At 68.1% G+C, this 17,429-nt stretch carries 17 protein-coding genes; 3 read left to right on the top strand and 14 right to left on the bottom strand.

Annotation, left to right across the window (positions count from 1 at the left end; genetic code table 11):
* Positions 1-4: 4 nt before the first annotated feature.
* The 3 genes from AOZ53_RS06910 to panD form a co-directional block, all read right to left on the bottom strand.
* A complete protein-coding gene (locus AOZ53_RS06910) occupies positions 5-1,261 on the bottom strand; it encodes a D-amino acid dehydrogenase (protein WP_006393956.1) in 1,257 nt (418 codons plus the stop codon).
* A 195-nt stretch (positions 1,262-1,456) separates the two neighbouring features.
* Positions 1,457-2,503, bottom strand: coding sequence for a CDP-6-deoxy-delta-3,4-glucoseen reductase (locus AOZ53_RS06915; protein ID WP_054487345.1), 1,047 nt, complete (start codon positions 2,501-2,503; stop codon positions 1,457-1,459).
* Positions 2,504-2,558: 55 nt separating this feature from the next.
* Complete coding sequence (panD, locus tag AOZ53_RS06920) at positions 2,559-2,927, bottom strand: aspartate 1-decarboxylase (RefSeq protein WP_006393954.1); 369 nt, start codon at positions 2,925-2,927, stop codon at positions 2,559-2,561.
* A gap of 268 nt (positions 2,928-3,195) precedes the next feature.
* On the opposite strand from panD, the gene sugE reads away from it, so the two are divergent.
* On the top strand, positions 3,196-3,513 hold the full coding sequence (gene sugE / locus AOZ53_RS06925; protein WP_054434254.1) for a quaternary ammonium compound efflux SMR transporter SugE: 318 nt from the start codon (positions 3,196-3,198) through the stop codon (positions 3,511-3,513).
* 52 nt (positions 3,514-3,565) lie between these two features.
* On the opposite strand, the gene AOZ53_RS06930 is transcribed toward sugE, so the two are convergent.
* The 6 genes from AOZ53_RS06930 to AOZ53_RS06955 form a co-directional block, all read right to left on the bottom strand.
* Positions 3,566-4,438 (bottom strand): MOSC domain-containing protein, encoded by an 873-nt coding sequence (locus AOZ53_RS06930; protein ID WP_054474650.1) that lies wholly within the window; start codon positions 4,436-4,438, stop codon positions 3,566-3,568.
* A 124-nt stretch (positions 4,439-4,562) separates the two neighbouring features.
* A complete protein-coding gene (thpD, locus tag AOZ53_RS06935; protein ID WP_054434250.1) occupies positions 4,563-5,489 on the bottom strand; it encodes an ectoine hydroxylase in 927 nt (308 codons plus the stop codon).
* Between the two features lie 15 nt (positions 5,490-5,504).
* Positions 5,505-5,909, bottom strand: coding sequence for an ectoine synthase (locus AOZ53_RS06940; RefSeq protein ID WP_006387829.1), 405 nt, complete (start codon positions 5,907-5,909; stop codon positions 5,505-5,507).
* Positions 5,906-7,213, bottom strand: a complete 1,308-nt coding sequence (gene ectB / locus AOZ53_RS06945; RefSeq protein ID WP_054474651.1) for a diaminobutyrate--2-oxoglutarate transaminase — start codon at positions 7,211-7,213, stop codon at positions 5,906-5,908. The genes AOZ53_RS06940 and ectB overlap by 4 nt, the downstream gene beginning before the upstream one ends.
* Positions 7,214-7,333: 120 nt before the next feature.
* A complete protein-coding gene (ectA, locus tag AOZ53_RS06950) occupies positions 7,334-7,897 on the bottom strand; it encodes a diaminobutyrate acetyltransferase (RefSeq protein WP_054434247.1) in 564 nt (187 codons plus the stop codon).
* Complete coding sequence (locus AOZ53_RS06955; protein ID WP_006387826.1) at positions 7,894-8,442, bottom strand: MarR family winged helix-turn-helix transcriptional regulator; 549 nt, start codon at positions 8,440-8,442, stop codon at positions 7,894-7,896. The genes ectA and AOZ53_RS06955 overlap by 4 nt, the downstream gene beginning before the upstream one ends.
* A 255-nt stretch (positions 8,443-8,697) precedes the next feature.
* Between AOZ53_RS06955 and AOZ53_RS06960 the strand changes: the two genes are divergently transcribed.
* Together AOZ53_RS06960 and AOZ53_RS06965 are read left to right on the top strand one after the other, a co-directional pair.
* Positions 8,698-9,639, top strand: a complete 942-nt coding sequence (locus tag AOZ53_RS06960) for a MurR/RpiR family transcriptional regulator (RefSeq protein WP_054434245.1) — start codon at positions 8,698-8,700, stop codon at positions 9,637-9,639.
* A gap of 58 nt (positions 9,640-9,697) precedes the next feature.
* A complete protein-coding gene (locus AOZ53_RS06965; protein ID WP_054487347.1) occupies positions 9,698-11,038 on the top strand; it encodes an aspartate aminotransferase family protein in 1,341 nt (446 codons plus the stop codon).
* A 16-nt stretch (positions 11,039-11,054) separates the two neighbouring features.
* Here AOZ53_RS06965 and AOZ53_RS06970 read toward each other — a convergent pair whose 3' ends face one another.
* The 5 genes from AOZ53_RS06970 to AOZ53_RS06990 form a co-directional block, all read right to left on the bottom strand.
* Positions 11,055-12,305: a DUF418 domain-containing protein gene (locus AOZ53_RS06970; protein ID WP_054487349.1), complete on the bottom strand. Its 1,251-nt coding sequence runs from the start codon at positions 12,303-12,305 to the stop codon at positions 11,055-11,057.
* Positions 12,302-12,925, bottom strand: a complete 624-nt coding sequence (locus AOZ53_RS06975; RefSeq protein ID WP_054434240.1) for a TetR/AcrR family transcriptional regulator — start codon at positions 12,923-12,925, stop codon at positions 12,302-12,304. The genes AOZ53_RS06970 and AOZ53_RS06975 overlap by 4 nt, the downstream gene beginning before the upstream one ends.
* Positions 12,926-13,066: 141 nt before the next feature.
* Positions 13,067-15,388 carry a DNA topoisomerase IV subunit A gene (gene parC, locus AOZ53_RS06980; RefSeq protein WP_054434238.1) on the bottom strand — a complete coding sequence of 774 codons (2,322 nt, stop codon included), beginning with the start codon at positions 15,386-15,388 and terminating at the stop codon, positions 13,067-13,069.
* A gap of 35 nt (positions 15,389-15,423) precedes the next feature.
* Entirely contained in the window at positions 15,424-16,035 is a 612-nt protein-coding gene (locus tag AOZ53_RS06985) for a YcxB family protein (protein WP_054487351.1), read from the bottom strand.
* The coding region (locus AOZ53_RS06990) for a toprim domain-containing protein (protein WP_054487353.1) at positions 16,035-17,429 on the bottom strand (1,395 nt) is incomplete at its 5' end. The genes AOZ53_RS06985 and AOZ53_RS06990, both read right to left, overlap by 1 nt.

The raw sequence follows: 17,429 nt of genomic DNA on the forward strand, positions 1-17,429 counted from the left end.
AGGTTCATAGACCAAGAAAAGGGAATTCCGGTTCTGGACGACGTCCGCTCAGCAGGTCGGCCAGTGCCCGGCCCGAGCCGACGCCCATCGTCCAGCCGAGAGTACCGTGTCCGGTATTGATATACAAATTGGGAATGTGACTGCGGCCGATGATGGGCACGTTCGAGGGAGTGGACGGGCGCAGGCCCGACCAATAGCTGACGCGCTCGAAATCGAGCGCGTCGGGAAAGAGTTCGCGGGCCAGCCGCGTCATGGCTTCGCAGCGGCCGGTGTTCAGGCCGCGCGAATAGCCGGACAGCTCGGCCGTGCCGGCCATGCGCAGGCGATCGCCCAGGCGCGAGAACACCACCTTGTGGCTGCTGTCGGTCAGGCTGACCGTGGGCGCGCCGCCGGGGTTCAGGACCGGGAAGGTGGCCGAATAGCCCTTGGCCGGATAGACGTTGCACGGGATGCCGAGCGGACGCAGCAGCGACGGGCTGAAGCTGCCCATGGCCACCACGTAGGCGTCGGCCGCCAGGGTGCCGTAGCGGCCGTCGGGCTCGATCAGTTCGACGCCGCTGACGGCGCCGGCCTGGGTGATGAGCCGGGTGACGCGGGTGCTGTAGCGGAATTCGACGCCGGCGCGCGCGCAGCGCTCGGCCAGCGCGACGGTGAACAGGTGCACGTCGCCGCTTTCGTCCTCGGGGGTGTAGTCGCCGCCGACGATGGTGTTGCGATGCGGCGCCAGGGCCGGCTCGATGGCGATGACCTCGTCCGTGGACACGACGCGGCGCTCGACGCCGAAGTCGCGCATCAGGCCCGCGGCGCGCTGCGAGTTCTCGAATTCGTGCTGGTCGCGGTAGAAATTCAGGATGCCGCGCTCGAGGTGGTCGTATTCGATGCCCAGCTCGGCGCGCATGCCGCGCAGCGTGGCGCGGCTGTATTCGGCCATGCGGACCATGGCGCGGATGTTCGGCGCCAGCCGGCCCGGCAGGCATTCGCGCAGGAAGGCCAGGCCCCACATCCACTGGCGCCAGTCCAGCTGCGGGCGGAACAGCAGCGGCGCGTTGTCCTGGAACATCCACTTGAGCAGTTTCAGGGGCGCCTGAGGATTGGCCCACGGCTCGGCGTAGGAGACGGAGATCTGCGCGCCGTTGGCCAGGCTGGTTTCCTGGGCGGGTCCGGTGCAGCGGTCGATGACCACGACGTCGTGGCCCGCCTGGCTGAGCCACCAGGCGCTGGAGATTCCGATGATGCCGCTACCCAATACCGCTACTTTCATGCCCGCATTGCTCCCTGCCGGCCCACTGAGCCCGCGGACACGATGCCCGCGTCCCGTGGCAAGCCGCTGCCAAGATGACACCGCAGTTTACCCCGCCGCCCCGCCCCCGCCTACGGCCGACTCCATCAAAAAAAGGGAAGGAACCCGCCGTGGCCGGATTCCTTCCCTTTCGGATCATGCGCCGCCCTGCTGGATTCAGGTCGCGGCCTTCGCCAGGTCGGCCTCGGACGTGAAGGCGTCGGCGTAGAACTCTTCCGGCGGCAGGCCGCGCTGGGCGCTGAATTCGCGCCGCGCGGCGTCGACCATGGGAGGCGCGCCGCAGGCGTAGACCTGGTGGCCCGACATGTCGGGGATGTCCTGCAGCACGGCCTCGTGGACGAAGCCGTCGCGGCCGTTCCAGCCGTCTTCCTCGAGCGCGTTCGACACCACCGGCACGTAGCGGAAGTCCGGCAGGTCGCGGGCCCACGACTGCGCCAGTTCATCCATGTACAGGTCGCGCGGGCGGCGGCCGCCCCAGTACAGCGAGACCGGACGGCGGATGTTCTTGTGGATCATGTGCTCGACGATGGCCTTGACCGGCGCGAAGCCGGTGCCGCTGGCCAGCAGGATGACCGGCTTGTCGCTGTCTTCACGCAGGAAGAACGAACCGAACGGGCCTTCCAGGCGCAGGATCTCGCGCTCTTTCATCTGGGTGTCGCCGGCGCCGAACACGTGGTCGGTGAAGACGCCGCCCGGCATGTGACGGATGTGCAGTTCCAGCGGGCTGCCGGTGTGCGGCGCGCCTGCCATGGAATAGCTGCGGCGGCGGCCGTCCTTGAGGATGACCTCGATGTACTGGCCGGCGTAATAGCGGAACTGCTCCGAGGCGGGCAATTGCAGCTTGAGCACGGTCACGTCCGGCGCCGCGCGCTCCATGGTCTGCACGCGCGAAGGCAGCTTGCGGATCTGGATGTCGCTGGCCAGGCGCACTTCGGTGGACTCGACCACCAGGTCGGACGCGGGCCGGGCCTGACAGAACAGGGTGTAGCCGTCGGCCAGTTCCTCGGGCGAGAGGATCTGCGCGGGGTACTGGCCGGCGTCGAACTCCCCGGACACCACTTTGCCCTTGCAAGTGGAGCAGGCGCCGTTGCGGCAGCTGTAGGGCAGCACGATGCCCGCGGCCAGGGCGCCGTCGAGCACGGTCTGGCCGGGCTCGACCGGGAATTGATGCTTGCTGGGTTGAATGATGACCTGGAAGCTCATGATGAAACGGATCAGGGTTGACGGCGCGCCACGCGGCGCGCCGCCCGGCCCGGCCTCAGGCCGGGAACTTGCGGATTTCCTTGACGCGGTTGGCGTCGTCCACCAGCACGACCTGCGGCTTGTGGGTGGCGGATTGCTCTTCCGACATCGGACCGTAGGTGCAGATGATCATCAGGTCGCCGACCTGCGCCCGGCGCGCGGCCGCGCCATTGAGCGAGATGATGCCGCTGCCGCGGGCCGCCTTGATGATGTAGGTATCGAAGCGTTCGCCATTGTTGATGTTGTAGAGCTCGATGCGTTCGAACTCGCGCATGCCGGCAGCGTCCAGCAGGTCTTCGTCGATGCCGCAAGAACCCTCGTAGTGGAGGTCGGCTTCGGTGACCGTGACGCGGTGCAGCTTTGCCCGCAGCATGATGCGTTGCATGATGGGAATATCCTGGTTTCGCGTGCCGGAACGCGAAGTGATGCGATAAATGTGAAAACACCCGCGGATGGCGCGCACCTGCGGGCATGCAGCCCGACGACACCCGGTTTTGCCGTCGGAAGCCGGTATTCTATAATTTTTGCCGCGACGGGACGGCCCGTTGCTGCGTCCGCCGCCACATGGCGGCATTTGCCATCGGCAACGGCGGCATTGGCCATTGCCGGCAACGCATCAATCCGGGGACGACCCCTCTCAAGTAGGAGTCGTCATGACCTGGATCATCCTTGTGCTGGCCGGCCTGTTCGAAATCGTCTGGGCCGTCGGCCTCAAATACACCCATGGCTTCACGCGCCTGATGCCGTCCCTGGTGACGGTGGGCGGCATGCTCATCAGCTTCTGGCTGCTGGCGCTGGCCATGAAGACGCTGCCGCTGGGCACCGCCTACGCGGTGTGGGTCGGCATCGGCACCGTCGGCGCCTTCGTGGCCGGCATCATCCTGTTCGGGGAATCCATCAGCTGGCTGCGCATCGCCAGCGTCACGCTGATCGTGCTGGGCCTGGTCGGCCTGAAGCTGTCGTCGGCCTGAGGGTTGGACGCCTGATTCCCACGGCCCCGGCCTCGCGCCGGGGCGCGGCGGGCTAGAAATCCAGTTCGATCTCGACCCCGTCGCCCACCTTCAGGCGCGCGCCGGCCGGCGCGTCGACAATGGCGTTCTGGCCGAACACCACGCCGATATCCAGATTGCGGTAGCCCGCCAGCGTGCGGCCGGGCTCGTCGTGCTGCACGGCGGTGCGCTGGTCGATGTCGGGAATCGAGCAGCGCGTGCACGGCTTGACGAACGCCATGCTGACCGCGCCGGTCGTGATCATGGCGGTGTGGTCTTCCTCGAAGGCCTCCCACTCGCCCTGCACCACGATGTTGGGCCGGAAACGGTCCATCGGCACCGGCGCCACGCCCTTGGCCCGCAGGCGGGCGTTCAGGTCGTCCAGCGAGGCCTGGTTCGCCACCAGCAGCGGAAAGCCGTCGGCGAAGCCGAAGAAATGATCGCCCCCGAACACGTCGGCCAGGTCGGGATGGCCGGCGGTCCACTTGTCCACCCATTCGGGCTTGGCGGGCCGCGCCGCCGCGGCATCCACCTTGTACAGGCGGCAAGGCGTCTTGAGAAAATCGGAACACCATTGCGCCGCGGCCTCGCTTTCGCGGCGCGCGTCGAGCGTGTCCTTCCAGACGCCGACCGTCTCCACGCCCGGCTGCAGGGCCGATCCATCCAGCGGCACCTCCAGGTCGGGCATGCCGGGCGCCGACAGACGCAGCGCGTCGGCGGAGAGCGCCGTGCGGATCAGCGCCATGGCGGACCACTGGCGCTGCGTCATGAACTGGCCGTCGGCCGACACCAGCATCCAGCGGCGATCGTGCGCCAGCCCGGCGCGGTCCACCGGCGATTCGGCCAGGTCGATGCCGGCGCAGGATTTGACCGGGTAGATATGCAGGCTGAGGATGCGGGCGGACATGGCGGCGGATGCGGGCGTGGCGGGGAGCCAGAGCATAGCGGATGGCCAGCGAAAAGCCCAGGCCGGGGGCCTGGGCTTGAGTGGCGTGCGAGGGACGGCGCCACACCGCCCCCGCCGTGACGCGTCAGCCGCCGACCAGCTTGAGCGTATCCAGCGGCGTCACCGCCTTGAACGCCTTGCGCGTGGCGATGTGCTCGGGACGCGGGGTCAGGCCGTACTTGGGCGGCTCCAGCGTGTTTTCCATGCTGTTGTAGACCATGAACACATTGGCGCGCGGCCACGGCGAGATGTTGCTGTTGGAGCCGTGCATGGTGTTGCAGTCGAAGAACACCACCGAGCCCGCCTTGGCGGTCATGGTGCGGATGCCGCCCTGCTCGACCAGCAGTTGCAGGCTGACCGGATCCGGCACGCCGTACTCCTGCTTCTTGAGCGACTGCTTGTAGTGGTCGTTGGGCGTTTCGCCGACGCACGAGATGAACTGTCGGTGCGACCCCGGCACCAGCATCAGCGGGCCGTTGCAGTCATTGTTCTCGGTCAGCAGCACCGAGCAGCTCAGCGCGCGCATCGACGGCATGCCGTCTTCCACGTGCCAGGTCTCGAAATCCGAGTGCCAGTAGAACTCCTTGCCCTTGAAGCCGGGCTTCATGTTGGCGCGGGACTGGTGGATGTAGACCTCGGACCCCAGGATCTGGCGCGCCACGTTGACCAGCCGCGGATCACGCACCAGGCGCGCCAGCACGGGGTTCAGCACGTGCACCATGAAAATGGAGCGCACGGCGTTGCTGCCGGGCTCGGTGATCGACTCTTCGCGGCGGATGATCGACGGGTCGCGCGTCATGCGCTCGACCTCGGCCGACAGCGCCCGCACTTCGGCGTCGGAGAACAGGTCCTCCAGCAGCAGGAAGCCATCGCGCTCGTAGCTGCCGATCTGCTCGCCGCTCAGGGCGTTGGCGTAGTTGCCTTCTTCATAGACCACCGGATCCTGGCGGGAAATGATGGCGGAACTTCGATCCGTACGGGAGGCGTACGGATCCTGCGCAGGTGAGATCATGCGAACCTCCTTGTATCAGGCCGCTTGGGCTTCGGCTTCAGGCAGGGCGTAGACGCCCTCTTTGTCGTGCACTTCCTGGCCGGTCAGCGGCGGGTTGAAGACGCAGATGACGCGCAGCGGCTCCTTGCCGCCGCACAGCCAGTGCTCGTCATGCTCGTTCAGGGCGTAGACCACGCCGGGGCCCAGTTCGTACTTCTTGCCGTCGGCAATCGTCTCGATGGAGCCGTCGCCCTCGATGCACCACACCGCTTCCAGGTGATTCTTGTAGTGGATGTGGGTACGGCCGCCCGGGAAGATGGTGGTCTCGTGGAAGGAAAAGCCCATCCCGTCCTTCTTGAGCAGCACGCGGCGGCTGACCCAGGTGTCGGTGCGGACTTCGTCGGCGGTGCCGATCACATCTTTGACATTGCGTACGATCATTGACGTTTTCCTCCAAATTTCAGGATGCGGGCGGACTGCCCCTCTTCGGCCAGCGCGTCGGCCACGCTCGCCTCGATCACGTCCAGGCCCTTGGACAGCAGGTCTTCCTCGATGGTCAGGGCCGGCAGCAGCTTGAGCACTTCGTCGTGCGCGCCCGAGGTCTCGATGACCACGCCGCGCTTGAAGGCGTTGGCGGCGATGCGGTTGGACAGCGCCGGGGCGGCGTTGCTGACCAGGCCCTGGATCAGGCCGCGGCCGCGCACCGACAGGCCGGCGTTGGGATAGCTGTGCACCAGGTTTTCCAGCCAGTCGCGCACCAGGCGCTCCTTGCGCTGGATCTCGGCGGTGAACGCGGTGTTGGCCCAGTAGGTTTCCAGCGCCTGGGTGGCGGTGACGAACGCCAGGTTGTTGCCGCGGAAGGTGCCGCTGTGGGCGCCGGGTTTCCAGACGTCGAGCTCGGGCTTCATCAGCACCAGCGACATCGGCAGGCCGAAGCCCGACAGCGACTTGGACAGCGTGATGATGTCAGGGCGGATGCCCGCGGCCTCGAAGCTGAAGAAGGTGCCGGTGCGGCCGCAGCCGACCTGGATGTCGTCCACGATCAGTAGCATGTCGTGGCGCTTGCAGAGCTTGTCCAGTTCCTTGAGCCAGCGCAGCGTGGCGACGTTGACGCCGCCCTCGCCCTGCACCGTCTCGACGATGACGGCGGCGGGCTTGTCCATGCCGCTGCTGGGATCTTCCAGCATGCGCTCCAGGTAGGCCATGGTGTCCACGTCCGGGCCGAAGTAGCCGTCATAGGGCATGAAGGTGGTGTTGGCCAGCGGGTAGCCGGAGGCATCGCGGAACTTCATGTTGGCGGTCACCGCCAGCGAGCCGCCGCTGACGCCGTGAAAGCCATGCGTGAAGGAAATCACATTGGGGCGCCCCTTCACCTGGCGCGCGATCTTGAGCGCCGCCTCGACCGCGTTGGTGCCGGTGGGGCCGGTGAACTGCAGGGTGTATTGCCAGTTGCGCGGCTTGAGCAGCACGCGGTCGACCGCCTCGAGGAAGCTTTTCTTGGCGCTGGTGGCCATGTCCAGGCCATGCACCACGCCGTCGGCCTGCACGTACTCGAGCAGCTTTTCCTTGAGGATGGGATTGTTGTGGCCGTAGTTCAACGTGCCGGCGCCGCTGAAGAAGTCGATGTATTCGCCACCGTCCTCATCCACCAGCGTCGATCCCCTGGCCTGGCTGAATATCACGGGAAACGACCGGATATAGCCCCGTACTTCCGACTCCATCCGGTCGAAGATTTTCAAGTCCATGTGATTAATCCTCCCTTTCATCTCATAAGTTGACAGACGGCCAGATCCCTTCCGCATGCGCGCCGGGCGCATCCGGATGCGTCAAAGCCATCCCGGTTTTCGACAGGACCGCGTTGCCGCCTACGGGGCGGGCAAGGTGAACGGGCCTATCCTCAACAACATCTCGTCGTCATGGTCCGCGCCGCCGAAAAGCTGCCGGTCGAAGAACGGCTGCTCGGAGACGTGGGCGCCCAGCTCGCCGGCGAGGCCGGCAAAGGTGCGGCGCGATGCCTGGTTGTCAGGCGCCACCGTGGTTTCAAGATGACGAACATGCGCGAGCCCCTCGCGTTGCAAGAGCGCCCGAAGCATGGCGCGGCCTAACCGTTGGCCGCGTGCGCGGGTGTGCACGGCGACCTGCCAGACGAACAACACGTCGGGCCGGTCGGCAAGCACGTAAGCGGAGATAAATCCATCGATGCGTCCTCCGGCGCTTTCGGCCAGGACGCAGGTGCCGCGGTTGTGCTCGCACAGGAGCAGGTACGCGTATAGGGAATTGAGGTCGAGTGGCGGGCACTCGGCAATGAGCTGGTGGATCGCGGCGCCGTCCTTGCGGCGGGGCTCACGCAACAGATGCGTTTTGCTGCCCGCCGCCGGCGCCACGGCACTTGAGTTCGTAGTGGTGTCGTTCAGTTCGTTTGCTCTCATACAACCAATCCTGATTCGGGAGGCGCGCCACCCGTGGGCACCTCGAGGATGGGCGACGATACGTCGCCCTGGGTTTCCGTCGCGACCCCGCTCTCTTCTTCCATGAGCGCCACGATGCGCTCCAGCGACAGGGTGATGGTGGCCTGCTCCAGCTCCGGCAACGCGTTGAGCGCGTCGGCCAGATGCTTTTGCAGCGGCGACGGCGCCTGCTGCGCGACCTCGCGGCCGGCGTCGGTGGCGGTCACGAAGACGATGCGGCGGTCTTCGCGGCCGCGCTCGCGGCGGATCAGGCCCTTGTCTTCCAGGCGGTCGAGAATGCCGACGACCGTGCTGGGGCTGACATGGATCTCGCGGCTGATCGCCGTGGCCGTCAGCGGACCGTTGGCGATGACCGTGCGCAGGCACATCAGCTGCGGCGCGGTGATGTGGCTCACGGCGGACAGCTGGCGCGAATGCAACGCGATGGATCGCGTGATCCGGCGCAGTGCCCGCAGGATGCGCAGGTCATATTGCTGCGCGGGGTCGGTTACGGTCTGTTTATTCATGACTGAATTAGTTCAGCTAAATTGATTTCTATACGAATGATATGGGTGACCTATCCCTGTGTCAAACCCGATCACCGGCCATTTTGTAATCATTTCCGCGCTATCCGCCGTCATGTCGCCAGGGGCTTCCCAGGAGGGCGGCGTCGTTACGATATGTCGGAGTTGCCCTACGATCCGCAAATAAAACAACTGTTTTTCCATTCAATATAGATGTAGCATTTGTTTTATAGAAAATGACTTGCCCGCTCCGCCACCGTGATCGCTCCCCTGCAAGACCACCTGCGCCATCTCAGCGCGACGTTGCCCGCCGAACTGCAGCGCGCCGCGCATTGGGTATTGGCCCATCCGGCCGAAGTGGGGCTGTGGTCGATGCGGCGCCAGGCGCAGGCGGTGGGCGTGTCGCCCGCCACCATGCTGCGGCTGGCCCGCGCCGCCGGCCATGACAGCTACGAGGCGTTCCGCGCCCCGTTCCAGCGCGCGCTGGCCGGCGGCGCCGAGGACGGCCTGCGGCAGCGCGCCGCGCGCTTGCAGGCCTCGCACGCGCGCCAGGCCGGCGGCGACGGACACGACGCGCTCACCGACCTGCAGACCGCGGCGCTGGCCTCGATCTGGCAGGCCAATGACGCCGCCGCCTTCGACGCGGCCGTCGACGCGCTGCTGCGCGCCCGCCAGGTCGGCTTCCTGGGCACGCGCTCGGCCTTCGGCATCGCCTTCCAGATGCGCTACGCCTACCACCTCATACGCCGCAACGGCCTGTTGATCGACGGCCTGGGCGGGGCCGCGGCCGAAGACGCCGACAGCCTGCAGCCAGGCGATGCGCTGGTGGTGGTGTCGCAAGCCCCCTACCCCACGGCCACGGTGCGCCTGACCCGTCAGATCGCCGCGCGCGGCGTCACCGTGCTGGCGCTGACCGACAGCGCCGACAATCCCGTGGCGCGGACGGCCGGCCACGTGCTGCGCTTCGCCCGCGCCGACGAGCCCGGCCCGGACGCGCCGGCGCTGCGCGGCCCCGGATCGTTCTTCCACAGCACCGCGGGCCTGCTGGGACTGGCCGAACACCTGATCGCGCGGCTGGCGGCCCGCGGCGGCGACGAGGTGCTGCAGCGCTTGGCCGAAATCGATGCCCGCCTGCAGGCGGACGGCGCCTACTGGCAGGACGCGCCGCCCAAGCGCGGCCGCGCGCCGCGATCCGAATGAATCACCCCGGTTGAATCGCCCTTTCCCCTTCCCCACGCCTTCCGCGGAGTTCCACGCCATGACCAGTACCCACGTTCTCCACCGCTCCCTGCGCAGCACGCCCCCGGTCGCGGTCCGCGGCCAGGGCGCCTGGCTCTACGACCAGGCGGGCCGCGCCTACCTGGATGGCTCCGGCGGCGCCGCGGTCTCGTGCCTGGGGCACAACCATCCGGACGTGCAGGCGGCGATGCACGCGCAGATCGACGCGCTGGCGTATGCCCACACCAGCTTCTTCACCACCGAGGTCGCCGAGCAACTGGCCGCGACGCTGGTCGCCGACGCGCCGGCCGGCACTTCGCATGCGTACTTCGTCTCGGGCGGCTCGGAGGCGATCGAGGCCGCGCTGAAGATGGCGCGCCAGTACTACGTCGAGATCGGCCAGCCGCAGCGCCGCCACATCGTGGCGCGGCGCCAGAGCTATCACGGCAACACCCTGGGCGCGCTGGCGGTGGGCGGCAACGCCTGGCGCCGGGCGCAGTTCGCGCCGCTGCTGATCGACGTGGCGCACGTGTCACCCTGCTATGCCTACCGCGACCAGGCGGCTGGCGAAACCGATGAGCAATACGCCGAACGCCTGGCGCAGGAACTGGAGCAGACCTTCCAGCGCCTCGGCCCCGACAGCGTGATGGCCTTCGTCGCCGAGCCGGTGGTGGGCGCGACCTCGGGCGCGGTGACCGCGGTGCCGGGCTACTTCCGCCGCATCCGCGAGGTCTGCGACCGCCACGGCGTGCTGCTGATCGCCGACGAGGTCATGTGCGGCATGGGCCGCACCGGCACCGTGTACGCCGTCGAGCAGGAAGGCATCACACCCGACCTGATCACCATCGCCAAGGGCCTGGGCGGCGGCTACCAGCCGATCGGCGCGGTCATGGCGCAGGAACGCATCGTGCAGGCGATGCAGCAAGGCAGCGGCTTCTTCCAGCACGGCCACACCTACCTGGGCCACGCCACCGCGTGCGCGGCCTCGCTGGCGGTGCAGCAGGTGATCAAGCGCGACAACCTGCTGGCGCGCGTGCGCGCCCAGGGCGACGGGCTGCGCCAGCGCCTGCGGCAGGCGCTGGGCGACCATCCGCACGTCGGCGATATCCGCGGCCGCGGGCTGTTCATGGGCGTGGAGCTGGTGCAGGACCGCGCCAGCAAGGCGACCTTCGACCCGGCCCTGTCGCTGCATGCGCGCATCAAGCGCGAAGCCATGGCGCGCGGCCTGATGGTCTATCCGATGGGCGGCACCATCGATGGCCGCCAGGGCGACCACGTGCTGCTGGCCCCGCCCTTCATCATCACGGACGACGAGCTGGACCAGTTGACCGACCGCCTGGCCGGCGCCATCGACGCCGCCATCGCCGACAGCGGCCGCTGAACCGCCGCGGCCGGCGCTAGCCGGCCTGCCCCGGCGACGGACGGCGCCACGCGGGCCAGGCGCCGATGGTCAGGGCGCGCAGCAGCCATTCGACCGGGCCGTAGGCGTGGCGGCGCAACCACCACGCCGACAACGGCAACTGCGCCAGGAAGATCGCCACGGCGATCACCAGCGCCGCGCCCGGCGACACGCTGCCCGTCAGGCGCAGGCCCCAGCCGGTGAAGAGGAAGGCGCACAGCGCCGATTGCATCAGGTAGTTGCTCAGGGCCATGCGGCCGGCCGGCGCCAGCGTGCGCGCCAGCGCGGCGCCCGGCCGCGTGCGCATCGCCAACAGCAAGGCCGCGGCGTACGACATGCTCAACAGCGGCGCCGTGAACAGATCCATGGCCAGGCCCGGGGTTTCCCACAACGGGGACATCGACGGCAAGGCGGTGGTCGCATAGGCGGCGGACCCGGCCAGCCCGGGCAACGCTCCCAGCGCGCACAGCAGCCACAGCGCCCGCGGCTGGCACCACGGATCGGCCAGCGCCTGACGCCGGCCCAGCGCATAGCCAACCAGGAACATGGCGAAGACGAACGGTCCCTGCACCAGCAGGATCACGCCCCAGATGCTGCTGGTAAGTTCGTACCAGTGGCGGGCGATGGTGCTGGCGATCGTGCCGTGATAGGCGTCGATGGCGGCCTGCGAATCGGCCGCGGAGACCACGCTGGCGGCGCGGCTCAACTCGACGGTGCCGACGGGGTCCAGCAGGCTCAACGCCGCCAGCAGGGCCCACGCCAGCGAGGCCAGCCCGATCAGCCAGAGCGCGCGGCGCAAGGCGCGGCCCGGCTCCATGCGGCGGCAGGCCATCAGCGCCAACCCCAGCAAGGCATAAGTCAGCAGGATGTCGCCCTGGTAGAACAGCACCGCGTGCGCCAGCCCCAGCAGCGCCAGGCCGGCCAGGCGCCGCAGGAAGCGCGGCCCGAAGGCGGCGCCGCCGCGTTCGGCCGCGCTCATCTGCAAGGTGAAGCTATAGCCGAACAGGAACGAGAACAGCAGGTAGAACTTGGTCTCGAACAGCCACGCCACCAGCCAGCGCACCGCCACGTCCCACGGTCCCGAATAGGCGGGGTCGGTGATGCCGTTGGCGTAGAACGGCGAAGCGAACACGCCGATGTTGACGACCAGGATGCCGAACAGCGCGAAGCCGCGCAGCGCGTCGACCTGGGCCAGGCGCGGCGGCGCGGCCGTGGCGGCGCCGACGAAGGCGTTTTCGGCGGCGTTCATGGCCGCGCTCCCGCCGCGCCGGGCGCGGGCGGCAGGCAGCCCTGCAACGCCGCGTCGAGCAGCCGCCCGCCGGCGGCCGCGTCGAACCGCGGATCCACCACCGACCGGCTGTAGATGCCGTCCAGCAGCAACAACAGCAGGTCGGCCATTTCCGCCACGGGCCGCGGCATGGCGTCCGGCGGCAGGCCCTGCCAGACCGCCGCCAGCAGCGCCGTCAGCGACGCCTTGCGTTCGCTTTCGTTGGCCATGACCAGCGCGTGCACCCGCGGATTGCGCACCGCCTCGGCCAGGATCTCCATGCCCAGGCGGACAAAGCCCGGATCGCGGTACTGTGCCAGGTTCTGGTCGACCCAGCCGACCAGGGCGGCGCGCGCATCGCCGGCGCCGCCGCCGGCCTGGCGGTGTTCGCGCAGCGTGTCGGTGTCGGACGCGATCAGCGCCTCGATGATCTCGGCCTTGCTGGCGTAATAGTGGAACAGGTTGCCGGGGCTCATCGCCGCGCGCGCGCAGATCTGCGCGGTCGAGGTGGCATGAAAGCCGTTTTCGGCGAAGCACTCGGCGGCGGCGGCCAGGATCTGGCGGCGCCGCTCCTGCTGTCGGGCGGGGTCGATTTTGCGCATGGTGCAGCGGGGAAAATTAATAGACTGATTGATCTATCTATTAAATATCGCGCCCCCGGCGTTGGTCAAGTCCAACCCCGGAAACAAAACGGCGGACCCCGCGAGGTCCGCCGTTCATCGGTATCGTCAACCGGACCGCGATCAGCCCAGCACCGGCGACAGCAGCGGCTGCTTGGGCCGCACGTCCAGCGCCCGCCCCTTGCGCGCGCGCTTGCCGACGTACACCGCCAGCGCCGCGCCCACCAGGATGTCCTCGGTGTGCTTGTTGCGGTAGATGCCGGCCGCGCGCAGGCCGAGCGCGCCGATCGGCACGGTCTGGTCGAGCTTGTCGGCGCCATCCAGCCCCATCAGGATGGTGCCGCGTCCGCCGCCGGACAGCGACTTGAGTTCGTCCAGCCCGAACACCAGGAACTTGCCCTTCTGCGACAGCAGCGCCAGTTGCGTGGCGCCCTCGAACAGCGGCACCGGGCGCAGCAGCTCGTCGCCCGCCTCCAGCGTGATGAACTGCTTGCCGGCGCGCTGGCGGCTGGTCATGTCCGACAGCTTGGCGGCAAAGCCATAACCGCCGCGCGTGGCCAGCAGCCAGCGGCTGTCGGCCGCGGCCGCGATGGTGTGGACGATGCGGGTGCCGCTTTCCAGGTCGATCATGGTGGTGACCGGCTGGCCGTCGCCGCGCGCCGAAGGCAGGCCGGACACCGGCACCGAATAGACGCGGCCGTTGTCGCCCATGGCGATCAGCGTGTCGGTGGTGCGGCATTCAAACGCGCCATAGAGGTCGTCGCCCTGCTTGAAGCCGAATTGCGAGGCGTCGTGGCCGTGGCCCTGACGGGCGCGCAGCCAGCCCTTCTGCGACACGACCACGGTGACCGGCTCGTCCAGCACCTTGGTTTCGAGCACGGCGCGCTCGGCGGTCTCGATCAGGGTGCGGCGATCGTCGCCATACTGCTTGGCGTCGGCCTCGATTTCCTTGATGAGCAGGCGCTTGAGGGTGTTGGGATTGTCCAGCAGTTCCTGCAACGAGACCTGCTCCTTGCGCTTGTCCGCGAGCTCCTGCTCGATCTTGAAGCCTTCCAGGCGCGCCAGCTGGCGCAGGCGCATTTCGAGGATGTCCTCGGCCTGCCGCTCGGACAGGTTGAAACGCTCCATCAGGGCCACGCGCGGCTCGTCGGATTCGCGGATGGTCTGGATGACCTCGTCCACCTTCAGGTAGACCACCATGCGGCCTTCCAGCACGTGGATGCGGTCTATCACCTTGTCCAAACGGAACCGGGTGCGGCGCAGCACGGTGTGGGTGCGGAACGCCAGCCACTCGACCAGCACGTCGCGCAGGCCCTTCTGGCGCGGACGGCCGTCGGTGCCGATGCAGACCAGGTTGACCGAGGCGCTGCTTTCCATGCTGGTCTGCGCCAGCAGGGTGTTGACGAATTCGTCGCGGTCGACGCGCGAGGTCTTGGGCTCGAACACCAGGCGCACGGCGGCGTCCTTGCCGGATTCGTCGCGCACCGCGTCCAGCAGGTTCAGCATCACGGCCTTGGCCTGCGTCTGCTCGGGCGTCAGGCTCTTCTTGCCGCTCTTGACCTTGGGGTTGGTGATTTCCTCGATCTCTTCGAGCACCTTCTGGCACGAGGTGCCCGGCGGCAGCTCGGTGACCACCAGCTGCCACTGGCCGCGCGCCATTTCCTCGAACTGCCAGCGCGCCCGCACCTTGAGCGAGCCGCGCCCGCCCGCGTAGATCTGGGCGATGTCGGCGGCCGGCGTGATGATCTGGCCGCCGCCGGCGAAGTCCGGACCGGGGATCATGCCGAACAGCTCGGCGTCCGGCAGTTGCGGCTGCTTGATCAGCGCCACGCAGGCCTGCGCCACTTCGCGCAGGTTGTGCGGCGGGATTTCGGTGGCCATGCCGACCGCGATGCCGGACGCGCCGTTCAGCAGCATCACCGGCAGGCGCGCCGGCAGCATCTGCGGCTCCTGCTGGCTGCCGTCGTAGTTGGGCACGAAATCGACCGTGCCTTCGTCGAGCTCGTCCAGCAGCAGCTTGGCGATCGGCGTCAGGCGCGCTTCGGTGTAGCGCATGGCGGCGGCGTTGTCGCCGTCGCGCGAACCGAAGTTGCCCTGGCCGTCGATGAGCGGGTAGCGCAGGGAGAAGTCCTGCGCCATGCGCACCATGGCGTCATAGGCGGCCTGGTCGCCGTGCGGGTGGTATTTGCCCAGCACGTCGCCGACGACGCGCGCGGACTTCACCGGCTTGGCGCCGGCCGCAAGCCCCATGGCCTGCATCGCGAACAGGATGCGGCGCTGCACGGGCTTCTGCCCGTCGCCGACGTCGGGCAGGGCCCGGCCCCGCACCACGGACACGGCATAGTCCAGATAGGCCTGTTCGGCATAGCGCGCCAGGGTGATGGCGGCATCGCCGCCCTCGTCGGGCGCGGCGTCGAACAAACCGTGTTGATTGCTGTCGGTCATGATGGTTTCAGGTAGATAGATTCATTGAAACGGCGTCATCGGGGAGCCGCGGCGCCCAGCAGCTGGGCATCGGCCACGTGCTCGCGCAACTGGGCGCGCACCGCGTCCAGCGTGGCGGCGTCCTGCCCGCGCTTGGGAATGATCACGCCTTGCAGCGTCCCCAGGATGACATACAGATGCTGCGGCGTTTCCTCGACCCGCCGCACGTCGTTCCAGTCGATGCGGCCGGAGGCGTCGGCGACACGGTCGTCGATGCCTCCGGCGCCGAAGACCAGCTGGTGACGCCCCAGGAACAGGCCGTCGGGCCGCTTGGCCAGCATGCGGCGCGTGTTCATGCGCACCAGCCCCGGCAGCACGAACTCGTAGGCCAGCGCCAGCAGCGCCAGGATGCCCAGGCCCACCGCCAGCCCCTCGAAGTACACCGGCAGCAGCAGGCTCCAGTTGGGGCCGTGCCCGTCCCAGGTCTGCCAAACCAGGTAGCCCAGCAGCACCACCACCATCAGCACCGCGAAGCGCAGGTGCGACAGATAGCGGCGGCGCCGCAGTTCCGGCCGCTTGTACACGTACGCCGCGAACTCGGCGTAGTCGTCGGCGGTGAGGTCGACCGCCATGGCGGCGGCCGGCGACGGGGACGCGGACGGCGTCATCAGATGTCCAGCTCCGCCAGGTTGCCCTTCTCTTCGATCCAGGCGCGGCGTTGCGAGGACTCGCCCTTGCCCATCAGCATGTCGAACATGCGGGTGGTGTCTTCAGGCGTCTGGTCGCCATAGCCCACCGGCAGCAGCCGGCGCGTGTCCGGATTCATGGTGGTTTCCCACAGCTGCTCGGGGTTCATTTCGCCCAGGCCCTTGAAGCGGCTGACCGACCAGGCGCTTTCGCGCGAGCCTTCCTTGCGCAGCTTGTCCTGCGCGGCTTCCAGCTCGCCCTCGTCCAGGCAGTAGATCTTGCGCGCCGGGCGCTTGCCCTGCGCCGGCACGTCCAGGCGGAACAGCGGCGGCTTGGCGACGTAGACGTTGCCGGCCTCGACCAGCTTGGGGAAGTGCTTGTAGAACAGCGTCAGCAGCAGCACCTGGATGTGCGAGCCGTCGACGTCGGCGTCCGACAGGATGCAGATGCGGCCGTAGCGCAGCCCCGACAGGTCGGGCGAATCGCCCGGGCCGTGCGGATCGACGCCGATGGCAACCGAGATGTCGTGGATTTCGTTGTTGGCGAACAGGCGGTCGCGATCGACCTCCCAGGAGTTCAGCACCTTGCCGCGCAGCGGCAGGATGGCCTGGAATTCCTTGTCGCGGCCCATCTTGGCCGAGCCGCCGGCCGAGTCGCCCTCGACCAGGAAGACCTCGGTGCGGGTGGCGTCGCTGGATTCGCAGTCGGTCAGCTTGCCGGGCAGCACCGCCACGCCGGAGCTCTTGCGCTTCTCGACCTTCTGGGCCGAGCGCTGGCGCGCCTGCGCCTGGCGGATGGCCAGCTCGGCCAGCTTCTTGCCGTATTCGACATTGCTGTGCAGCCACAGGTCGAGCGCGCTCTTGGAGAAACCGCCCACCAGGCGCACCGCGTCGCGGCTGTTCAGGCGCTCCTTGATCTGGCCCTGGAATTGCGGATCCAGCACCTTGGCCGACAGCACGAAGCTGGCGCGGGCGAACACGTCCTCGGGCAGCAGCTTCACGCCCTTGGGCAGCAGGCTGTGCAGTTCGGCGAAACCCTTGACCGCGCCGAACAGGCCTTCGCGCAGGCCCGATTCGTGGGTGCCGCCGGCCGGCGTCGGAATCAGGTTCACATACGACTCGCGCACGGCGTTGCCGTCCTCGGTCCAGGCCACCACCCATTGGGCGCCCTCGCCTTCGGCGAAGGTTTCATGGTCGGCGCCGGCGTATTGCTCGCCCTCGAAGAACGGCACCATCAGTTCGGCGCCGGCCAGGGCTTCGGACAGGTAGCCACGCAGGCCGTCCTGGTACTGCCAGGTCTTGGTGTCGCCGGTCTTTTCGTTGACCAGCGAAACCTTCACGCCCGGCAGCAGCACGGCCTTGCTGCGCAGCAGGTG

Source organism: Achromobacter sp. 2789STDY5608621 (assembly GCF_001299375.1).
GTDB lineage: Bacteria > Pseudomonadota > Gammaproteobacteria > Burkholderiales > Burkholderiaceae_B > Achromobacter > Achromobacter insuavis.

Bases quoted from the DNA above. Each gene is read 5' to 3' on its own strand.
- parC (WP_054434238.1), bottom strand. From the start codon at position 15,388: ATGACCGACAGCAATCAACACGGTTTGTTCGACGCCGCGCCCGACGAG.
- AOZ53_RS06985 (WP_054487351.1), bottom strand. From the start codon at position 16,035: ATGACGCCGTCCGCGTCCCCGTCGCCGGCCGCCGCCATGGCGGTCGAC.
- AOZ53_RS06940 (WP_006387829.1), bottom strand. From the start codon at position 5,909: ATGATCGTACGCAATGTCAAAGATGTGATCGGCACCGCCGACGAAGTC.
- AOZ53_RS06910 (WP_006393956.1), bottom strand. From the start codon at position 1,261: ATGAAAGTAGCGGTATTGGGTAGCGGCATCATCGGAATCTCCAGCGCC.
- AOZ53_RS06915 (WP_054487345.1), bottom strand. From the start codon at position 2,503: ATGAGCTTCCAGGTCATCATTCAACCCAGCAAGCATCAATTCCCGGTC.
- thpD (WP_054434250.1), bottom strand. From the start codon at position 5,489: ATGATCTCACCTGCGCAGGATCCGTACGCCTCCCGTACGGATCGAAGT.
- sugE (WP_054434254.1), top strand. From the start codon at position 3,196: ATGACCTGGATCATCCTTGTGCTGGCCGGCCTGTTCGAAATCGTCTGG.
- AOZ53_RS06970 (WP_054487349.1), bottom strand. From the start codon at position 12,305: ATGAACGCCGCCGAAAACGCCTTCGTCGGCGCCGCCACGGCCGCGCCG.
- ectB (WP_054474651.1), bottom strand. From the start codon at position 7,213: ATGGACTTGAAAATCTTCGACCGGATGGAGTCGGAAGTACGGGGCTAT.
- AOZ53_RS06975 (WP_054434240.1), bottom strand. From the start codon at position 12,925: ATGCGCAAAATCGACCCCGCCCGACAGCAGGAGCGGCGCCGCCAGATC.
- ectA (WP_054434247.1), bottom strand. From the start codon at position 7,897: ATGAGAGCAAACGAACTGAACGACACCACTACGAACTCAAGTGCCGTG.
- AOZ53_RS06955 (WP_006387826.1), bottom strand. From the start codon at position 8,442: ATGAATAAACAGACCGTAACCGACCCCGCGCAGCAATATGACCTGCGC.
- AOZ53_RS06965 (WP_054487347.1), top strand. From the start codon at position 9,698: ATGACCAGTACCCACGTTCTCCACCGCTCCCTGCGCAGCACGCCCCCG.
- panD (WP_006393954.1), bottom strand. From the start codon at position 2,927: ATGCAACGCATCATGCTGCGGGCAAAGCTGCACCGCGTCACGGTCACC.
- AOZ53_RS06930 (WP_054474650.1), bottom strand. From the start codon at position 4,438: ATGTCCGCCCGCATCCTCAGCCTGCATATCTACCCGGTCAAATCCTGC.